At 74.3% G+C, this 8,623-nt stretch carries 6 protein-coding genes and 2 pseudogenes; 4 read left to right on the forward strand and 4 right to left on the reverse strand.

Translation table 11 applies throughout. The features are described 5' to 3' along the window. Together RZ84_RS40120 and RZ84_RS14930 are read right to left on the reverse strand one after the other, a co-directional pair. Positions 1 to 328, reverse strand: a pseudogene (locus tag RZ84_RS40120) (hypothetical protein); the annotation flags it as partial. Positions 329 to 446: 118 nt separating this feature from the next. Next, complete coding sequence (locus RZ84_RS14930; protein WP_241777708.1) at positions 447 to 971, reverse strand: AMP-binding protein; 525 nt, start codon at positions 969 to 971, stop codon at positions 447 to 449. A gap of 435 nt (positions 972 to 1,406) precedes the next feature. Here RZ84_RS14930 and RZ84_RS14935 point away from each other — a divergent pair, with 435 nt between their 5' ends. Continuing rightward, complete coding sequence (locus RZ84_RS14935; RefSeq protein WP_241777709.1) at positions 1,407 to 2,804, forward strand: MFS transporter; 1,398 nt, start codon at positions 1,407 to 1,409, stop codon at positions 2,802 to 2,804. 352 nt (positions 2,805 to 3,156) lie between these two features. Here the strand turns inward: RZ84_RS14935 and RZ84_RS14940 are convergent, their stop codons facing one another. Next, the gene (locus RZ84_RS14940; RefSeq protein ID WP_043264747.1) at positions 3,157 to 4,671 is read right to left on the reverse strand and encodes a rhodanese-like domain-containing protein; all 1,515 of its coding nucleotides are present in this window, start codon (positions 4,669 to 4,671) and stop codon (positions 3,157 to 3,159) included. A gap of 186 nt (positions 4,672 to 4,857) precedes the next feature. On the opposite strand from RZ84_RS14940, the gene RZ84_RS14945 reads away from it, so the two are divergent. The 3 genes from RZ84_RS14945 (at position 4,858) to RZ84_RS14955 (ending at position 8,030) form a co-directional block, all read left to right on the forward strand. Further along, complete coding sequence (locus tag RZ84_RS14945) at positions 4,858 to 5,679, forward strand: GntR family transcriptional regulator (RefSeq protein ID WP_043264748.1); 822 nt, start codon at positions 4,858 to 4,860, stop codon at positions 5,677 to 5,679. Further along, entirely contained in the window at positions 5,664 to 6,692 is a 1,029-nt protein-coding gene (locus tag RZ84_RS14950) for a sulfite exporter TauE/SafE family protein (RefSeq protein WP_241777710.1), read from the forward strand. The genes RZ84_RS14945 and RZ84_RS14950 overlap by 16 nt, the downstream gene beginning before the upstream one ends. A gap of 84 nt (positions 6,693 to 6,776) precedes the next feature. Further along, positions 6,777 to 8,030: an NAD(P)/FAD-dependent oxidoreductase gene (locus RZ84_RS14955; RefSeq protein ID WP_043264749.1), complete on the forward strand. Its 1,254-nt coding sequence runs from the start codon at positions 6,777 to 6,779 to the stop codon at positions 8,028 to 8,030. Positions 8,031 to 8,126: 96 nt separating this feature from the next. Here RZ84_RS14955 and RZ84_RS41100 read toward each other — a convergent pair. Beyond that, a pseudogene (locus RZ84_RS41100) lies at positions 8,127 to 8,623 on the reverse strand (protein phosphatase 2C domain-containing protein); the annotation flags it as partial.

The following is an 8,623-nucleotide window of genomic DNA, read 5'->3' on the forward strand; positions in this document are numbered from 1 at the left end:
GGTACCGGATGGTGCGGCCGTAGGCGACGGCGGAGGCGACGACGGGGGAGGGGAAAGCGTAGGTGCGGAAGGCGCAGGCGACGGCGGAGGCGGGGGAAGCGGCAACGAGGAAAGCGGCCGCGCGGGGCTCGGTGGTCGCGGTGTAAGGGAGCGGTGGGGCGCCGGTGTTGTGCAGTGGGGGCTGCCGTGGGGCAGGGGCGGCGATCAGTGGGGGTGGGAGGGCCGTGGCGACGCGGGGTGCGCGGGTGGCCGGCCGGGTTTGCCGGAGTGGTGCCGCTGCCGGTGGGGCAGGGGACGCGGGAGGGGCGTCGGCGGTTGGCTGTGGCACGGGGACCACGCTAGGTGGGTTTGATGCGAATGGCTCTTTTTGTGGGGTAGCGGAGTGAGGTGCGGGGAGTGAGGGTGTGGGATGTGGGCAGGGGCGCGCGGGGCCGGTCTGCCGTGGGTCATGCCTCGGCGAGGGCCTCGTGCCACCACCTGTCGCGGCCCGGCTGCCAGGACACCGGACGCGAGCACCGGTTCACCACCAGCACGGTCCGCCGCTGCCCGTTCGCGTCCGTGGCCCCGCCTCGTGCCAGCGCGTGATCCAGCACCGCCTTCACCGGGCGTACCGCGCCGTCCCAGAACGCGGCGTCGGCGGTGATGAGTACCCGGGCGTCCGACTCCCGGGTGCGCGCGACCAGTTCGGGCACCGTCAGCGAGACCGGAAGTGTGGTGCGTATCGCGTCCAGCCGGCCGCAGGCGAGGGTGGCGATCACCGACTCGGGCACCAGCGGCAGATGCACGGCGACCTTGTCGCCGGCGCTGACGCCGAGCCGGGCGAGCGCGGCTGCCGCACGTGCGGCCTGGTCCAGGAGCATGCCGTGTGTCAGCTCCTCCAGGCGGCCCGGCTCCCCGTTCCAGGTGAGGGCGATCCGCGACGCGTCCCGGTCTTGCACTTCCGGGGCGTCATCTGCATGCTCTGAGGTCACACGGCGCAACATGCGGATCAGCATGGAGAACAGCGATCAACGATCGCTGAACGTCCGTTGTACGGTGCCGTGGCCGGACGCCGCCGCGGCTGCGCGGTGCATCGACGTCGGCTGACGCGCTGGATGTCGCTTCTTCTCTTCGCGCCTTGCCCGCCCTGTTTTGCGCCGTCCTTTTTTGCGCCGTCCCTTCCTCGTTTCCTTCTCGCACCCCGCGGCTGCGTGCGCCGGATGACCGGCGCCGCGGTGGGTCCCTGAGGACCTCCCGCCTCTTCCTGCCCCTCTCCGGTGCACTTCATCCCCTTTCTTTCGCGTTCCTTCGCGCGTTCCTTCGCGCGTTCGTTGGCGCGTTCGTTGGCGCGTTCCGTGGCGCGTTCTTTTCCTTCCTCTCCTTCCTCTGTCCTCTGTCTTGCTTCCGTGTGTGAAAGGCGGATCCCTGTGCCCGTACTTCCGGACAACGGCCTGCCGTCGCAGGCTCGTTGGGCGCTGGCGGCCCTGGCGACCGGTTCCTTCTGCGTCCAGTTGGACTCCTTCGCGCTGAATCTGGTGCTGCCGGTACTCCGTGCCGACCTGGGCGGCCCCGGGGGCGGGGGCGTAACGCCGTGGGTGGTCAGCGGCTATCTGCTGGCCGCCGGGTCGCTGATGCCGGTTGCCGGGCGGCTCGCCGACCTCTACGGGCGGCGGCGGATGCTGGTCCTGGGAGCGGTGCTCTTCGGTGTGAGCGCCGGTCTCTGCGCGGTGGTGCCGTCGATGACGTTCCTGGTGGCGGCGCGGGTGGTGCAGGGTGCGGGCGGAGCGCTGATCATGCCCGCCGGGCTGGCGCTGCTCACCAACGCCTGCCCGCCGGGGGCCGGGCGCCGGGCGACCGGGCGGGCGCTGGGGCTGGCCGGACTGGGCACTGTCTGCGGCCCGTTCGTCGGGGGCGCGCTGGCCGGGTCCGCGTCCTGGCGCGCCGTCTTCTGGCTGACGGTGCCGCTCGCCGCGGCCACCGCGCTGTGCGCCTGCCGGGCGGCCGAATCCCGGGACGCGGCTGCCGCGGGCCGGCCCCTGGACATCGCCGGCGCGGTCACCGCGACCGGCGCCCTGGTGTGCCTGGCCGGGGTGCCGGAGCGCGGCGCGGTGTGGGGCCGGGTGGGCGGTGCGCTGCTGCTGGGTGCGCTGTTCGTACGGGCCGAGCGGCGCGCCGCGGCGCCTCTGGTGGATCTCGGGCTGTTCCGCAACCGCCCGTACGTGGTGCTGACGGCGGCCGGTGCGGTCGCCAACTCGGCGACGGTGGTGCTGCTGTACGTGGTTCCGATGGCGCTTCAGCAGGGGCACGGGTGGTCCGTGCCGGTCGCCGGGGCGGCGCTTCTGGCGCCCGCCGCGGCGCTGGCCGCCGGGGGCCCGCTGGCCGGGCGGGTGCGTCCCGGGGCGGCCGTGCCGGTGATGGCGGTGTGCCTGGCGGTCTCCGGGGGCGCGCTGTGGGCCGTCGGGCCCGTCACGGGTACGGCTGCGCTGCTGGCGGCCTCGACGGTGGCCGCGGCGGCGCTGGGCGTGGCGGGCGCACTGGCATTGACGGGTACTCAGGCGGTGGTGCGCCGGGAGCGCGCGGGTGAGGCGTCGGGGGTCACCAAGACCGTGCTGACGGTTACGGCGGGGCTGGGGCTGTCCCTCATGGGGACTGCCGGGGCGGCGGGAGCGGCAGGAGCGGCGGGAGCGGCGGGAGCCGCTGGCGGCGGGGCGCTGTCGTCGCCCGCCCTGTCATCCCCCGCCCTACCGTCGCCCGTCGTGCCGGCGGTGGCGTGCTTGGTCGGGGCGATAGCGGTGGCACTGGCGGGGCGACGGACGACGCTATGACGAGGGCTCGCTTCTCCTTCCTCGCCTTCGCCGCCCCTTGCCTTCGCTGGTTCCTTCCTCCGACGTACCCTTCCCCGCGTTCGCAGTTGCCTTCCCCGCATCCGAAGTTGCCTTCATCGTCTTCGCAGTTCCTTTCCCGCGTCCGAAGTTTCCGTCCCAGCTCCGCAATTCCCCCGCCCGCCCTCACAGTTCCCTTCCCCGCATCCGAAGATTCCGTCCCAGCTCCCCAGTTCCCCCGCCCGCCCTCACAGTTCCCTTGCCCGCACTCGCAGTTGCTTTCCCCGCTTTCGCAGCCCCGGCAACTCCCACCCACCTGGACAGCATCCACCCACCTGGCCAGCCCCCAACCCACCTAGCCGGCCCCCACCACCCCGCATCCCCCCGCCACATCGCTCACCTCGTCGAATCCCCGGGCCTCCAGCAGGGCCGCCGCGATCACCGACCGGTTTCCGCTGCGGCAGTAGAGGACGACCGGGCGGTCCGGGTCGAGTTCGCCGATGCGGTCAAGGAGCGCCGCGAGCGGGATGTTGCGGGCGCCGGGCAGCGCGCCCTCGGCGTATTCGGCCGGGTTGCGGACGTCGATCAACTGGCCGCCGTCCGCGGGGTCCAGGGGCAGTCGCCCACGGAGTTCGTCGATCCGTACGCGGTGGCTGCGGCGGGTGAGCTGCGGTGCGTCCGCCAGTACCCGTGCCGGGTCGGGGAGGTGGCCGAGGACCCGGTCGTAGCCGATCCGGGCGAGGCGGAGGCGGGCCTCGTCCTCGGTGCCGGGGTCGGCGAGCAGCACGATGGGGGTGCCGGGGGCGACGACGCTGCCGGCGTACTCCGCGAACCGGGTGTCCAGGCTCGTGTGCAGCGAACCGGCGAGGTGGGCGCGGGTGTAGGCGGCGGGCGGGCGGCAGTCGAGGAGGACGGCGCCGTGCTCGTCGCGGGCGGCGAGGGCTTCGTCCAGGGTGAGGGCGGCCGGTGGTGCGGGTTCCCGCAGGGGGTGGCCGTCGCGGTTGAGGGCCGCGTCGTGGGCGAAGTAGCCGGGCGTGGCGGGCTGTTCGGCGGTGACCAGGCGGACGAACTCGGCCTGCGGCATGGGCTGGAGGGCGTAGTTGAGGCGGCGCTGGTCGCCGATGGTGGAGCTGGTCTCGGTGGACAGGCTGCGTCCGCAGGCCGAACCGGCGCCGTGGGCGGGGAAGATCCGGGTCGCGTCCGGGAGGGTCAGCAGTTTGGTGTGCAGGGAGTGGTGGAGCCGTACGGCCATGTCGTGCGGGGAGTGGCCGGCGGCGGAGAGCAGGTCGGGGCGGCCGACGTCGCCGACGAAGAGGGTGTCGCCGGTCAGGACGCCGAACGGTACGGCGTCTTCGGGGTTTTCCCGGATGACCAGGCAGATGGATTCGGGGGTGTGCCCGGGGGTGGCGAGGACGGTCAGGGTGACCCCGGAGCCCGCCACGGGACGGGGGGCGGTGCCGGGCTCCGGGCCGGTGCCGGTGCCGCACTCCGGACCGGACTCGGTGCCGGACTCCGGCCCGGTGTCGGGCCCCGACGCCGGCCCCGAGCCGGGCTCCGGCACCGGCCCGTTACCGAGGAAGATGCGTTCGCCGTCGCGTAACCGCCTTATGGGGAAGCCGGTTTCGGCGGCCTCCCCGAAGGCGATGTCGGCGCCGGTCGCCCGCGCCGCCTCCAGGTGCCCGGAGAGGAAGTCGGCGTGAATGTGCGTCTCGATGACGAGTTCGATGCGCAGGCCGGCCGCGTCGGCGTCGGCGAGGTATTCGTCGATGTCGCGGCGCGGGTCGACGAGTACGGCGCGGCCGGTGTTCTGATCGCCGATCAGGTACGACGCCTGGGACAGGCAGTCGAGGTAGTACTGCGCGAAGTGCACGGTCGTCTCCAGGGGCGCGGCGCCCGTGAGCGGCCGTCGGCCGGGCGGGCGGGGAGCGGTATGTGGCGGATGAATGCACCGTGCAGGCCGACGCGTTGTGCGGATGCACGGATGTACGTACATTAAGTACCCGGATGGCGGGCGACAAGCCGGGCCGTCCCGCAACCCCCTGGCAAAGGAACCGACATGACGACCGAGCCCGAGCAGCCGGGCGCGCACGGCCGGCCCGACCCGCACGGCCCGCGCCCCCTGGACCGGCGCTCGCCGCTGCCCCTGTGGGCGCAGCTCTTCGCCGATCTGCGCCGCCGGATGGAAGCCGGCGCGTTCACCGAGGAGTTCCCGGCCGAGCACCGGCTGACGGGCGAGTACGAGGTCAGCCGGCACACCGTCCGCGAGGCGCTGCGCAAGCTGCGCGCCGACGGCCTGGTGATCGCCGAGCGCGGGCGGGCCAGCCGTCTGGACACCCGCCGCATACAGCAGCCGCTCGGCTCCCTCTACAGCCTCTTCCGCGAGTTGGAGGGCCAGGGCGTGGAGCAGCGCAGCGAGGTGCTGCGGCTGGAGCGGACCGCGGACGGTACGGTCGCCGGCCATCTGGGGCTGGTCCCCGACGCGCCCCTGGTGGTACTGGAGCGGCTGCGGCTCGCGGACGGTGAGCCGCTGGCGCACGACACCGCGTATCTGCCCGCCGAGGTCGCCGAACCCCTGCTGGACGCCGACTTCGGACACACCTCCCTCTACGGGGAGTTGTCGGCGCGCTGCGGGGTGAAGGTCGACGGGGGGCGGGAGCGGATCGCTCCGTTCCTGCCGGACATCCGGCAGGCGTGGCTGCTCGGACTGGCCGACCGCGAACCGGCGTTCGCCATCGAGCGCATCGGGCGGGCCGGGGAACGGCCGGTGGAGTGGCGGGAGACGGTGGTGCGGGGTGACCGCTTCACGTTCGTCGCCGAGTGGTCGGGCGACAGCCGGGCCGTCGCCCTGGCGCCGCGCGCGGCGTGTCCGTCCGCGTAGCCGCCGTGTCCGTCGTCATGGCCGTCACGGCGCTGCCCTGCGGCCTGCTGATCGGTCTGCTGCTGGGCGCGCTGGGCGGCGGCGGTTCGGTGCTGGCCGTGCCCGTCCTGGTCTATCTGCTGGGCCAGTCGCCCCATGAGGCCACCGCGGGCGCCCTGGTGGTGGTCGCGGTCGGCGCCGTCACCGGGCTGGTGTGCCACGCCCGCGCGGGCCGGGTCCGCTGGGTGGCCGGTGCGGCGTTCGGCGCCCTGGGCACGGCGGGCAGCTACGCCGGCTCGCGGTGGAGCGCGGCGCTGGATCCCAAGGTCCTGATGGCGGCGTTCTCCGGGCTGATGCTGGCGGTGGCGGCGGGGATGCTGCTCCGGGGCGTCCGAGACGCCCGGGGGGCGCGGGAGTTACGGGGCCCGCGGGAGGGCGGAGAGGCCGGGGAGCCCCGGGGAGCCCGCATGACCGGTGGCATACGGGAGGCGGCGGGGAGCCGGTCGGGGACCGTGCCCTTATGGCACCGCGCCCGCCGCTCCCGTCACGCCCCTGGGACACCCGGCAGCGTTCCCGCACCGGCCGCCGGCACCCCCGCCCCACCCGGCACTCCCGCCGCGCCCAGCGCCCCCGAAGCGCCCGGCGCGCCCGTCCCACGCGCCACCGCGCGCCCCTTCCGTACCGCCGTGACCGCCTCCTCCGTAGGGCTGCTCACCGGATTCTTCGGGGTGGGCGGCGGTTTCGTCGTCGTCCCTGCGCTGACCCTCGTCCTCGGGCTGGAGATGCCGGTCGCCGTCGGCACCTCGCTGCTGGTGATCCTCGTCAACTCGGCCGCCGCGCTGGCCACTCGGGCCGGTACCGGCTCGCCGGACTGGCCCCTGCTGGCCACCCTCGCGGCCTGTGCCGCGGCCGGCGGCCACCTCGGCAACCGCCTCGCCGCCCGCCTTCCCGCGCGGAACCTGACCACGGCCTTCGCCGCGCTCGTCGCCGTCCTCGCCGTCGCGATGGCGGCCACCACCGTGACCGGCCGCTAGCCCGGTCCCCAACACCCCAACTCCAACCCCAACCTCAAACCCGAACTCCAACTCCCCACCCCCATCAGCCTCCAGGAGAAGCCCATGACCCACCCCGCAGCCGAACCGGCCCCGTCCGCCGCCTCCGCGGCCGGCGCGCGGGCCTCCGCCCACCACCAGATCCTGATCATCGGCGGCGGTACCGGGGGCATCACGGTCGCCGCCCGTTTACGCCGTGCCGGCCTCCGCGACATCGCGCTGCTGGAGCCCTCCGACACGCACTGGTACCAGCCGCTGTGGACCCTGGTCGGCGGCGGCCAGGCCCCGCTGCGCGCCGCGCTGCGCACCGAGGCGGAGGTCATCCCGCCCGGCGTGCGCTGGCTGCGCGAGCGCGCCACCGCCGTCGATCCGGCGGCTCGTACGGTCACCACCGCCACCGGCCGGGTGCTCTCCTACGGGCGGCTGGTCCTCGCGCCGGGCCTGAGCCTGGACTGGGACGGCGTGCCGGGCCTGGCCGCGGCCGTCGGGCACGACGGGGTGAGCAGCAACTACCGTCCCGATCTCGCCCCGTACACCTGGGAGTTGATCCGCCGGATGCGGCGCGGCACTGCGGTGTTCACGATGCCGTCGGGTCCGGTCAAGTGCGGCGGCGCCCCGCAGAAGATCGCGTATCTGGCGGCGGACTACTGGCGCAAGCGGGGTGTGCTGGGCGCGATCCGCCCGGTCCTGGCGCTGCCGGAGTCCTCGCTCTTCAAGGTGCCGGTCTTCGCCCGCGCGCTGGAGCGGACCGCGCGCCGCTACGGCATCGAGGTGCGGCTGCAAACCGAGCTGACCCGTCTGGACGGGGCGGCGCGCGAGGCGGAACTCACCGATCACGCCACCGGCACCACCGAGACGGTCCGCTACGACCTGCTGCACGCCGTCCCGCCGCAGCGCGCCCCCCGCTGGCTCGCCGACGGTCCGCTGGCCGACCCCGCGTCCCCCTACGGGTACGTGAAGGCCGACCCGCAGACCCTCCGGCACCCCGACTTCCCCGAGGTGTTCGTGCTGGGCGATGTCGCCAACCTGCCCACCTCCAAGACCGGCGCCGCCATCCGCAAGCAGGCCCCGGTACTGGTGAGCAATCTCCTGGCGGGCCTGCGCGGGCGCCCCGCCACCGCCCGGTACGACGGGTACACGTCCTGTCCGCTCGTCACCGCCCGCCACAAGATGCTGCTGGCCGAGTTCGACTACGACCTGCGCCCCGCGCCGTCGTTCCGGTTCCTCGACACCACCCGCGAACGCACCGACATGTGGTTCCTCAAGCGCTACGGCCTGCCGCAGCTCTACTTCCAGGGGATGCTGAAGGGCCGGGCGTAGGCGGGAGGGGCCGGGCGTGGGCGCCGGCCGCCGGGTCCCCGGGCGGCCGGGCCCGCACTCGCGACCGGGTGCGGGCCCGGCCGTCACCGCCGCCCGTCAGGCAGCCGCCGCCACTTCTCCCACCACACACCCCACGTTGTCCGGGGCGCCCGCCTCATGGGCGTGGCGGACCAGTTCCGCCACCGCCTGCTGCGGGGTGGCCGCACCGGCCAGCACCTCCTGGATCGTCTCGGTGGGGACGACTCCGGTCAGTCCGTCGGTGCACAGCAGATAGCGTTCGCCGGGGTGCGCCTCCAGGAGCTGGAGGTCGGGGGCGAAGTCGACGCCGCCTTCCAACGCCCTTACCAACTGGGCGCGTTGCGGATGCGAGGCGGCCTCCTCGGGGGTGAGCCGGCCCTCGTCGATCAGGGACTGGACCACGCTGTGGTCATGGGTGACGCAGAAGAGCCCGGAGTCCCGCAGTACGTAGGCGCGGGAGTCGCCGATGTGCAGCAGCCCCAGCCGGGAGCCGGAGCGCAGCAGGGCGGTGAGGGTGCTGCCACTCTCGTCCGCCGACGGGGCGGCGCGGTGGGCGCGGCGGGGGGCGCCCCCCC

The sequence above is a fragment of the Streptomyces sp. CT34 genome (assembly GCF_000805335.1).
Classification (GTDB): Bacteria; Actinomycetota; Actinomycetes; order Streptomycetales; family Streptomycetaceae; genus Streptomyces.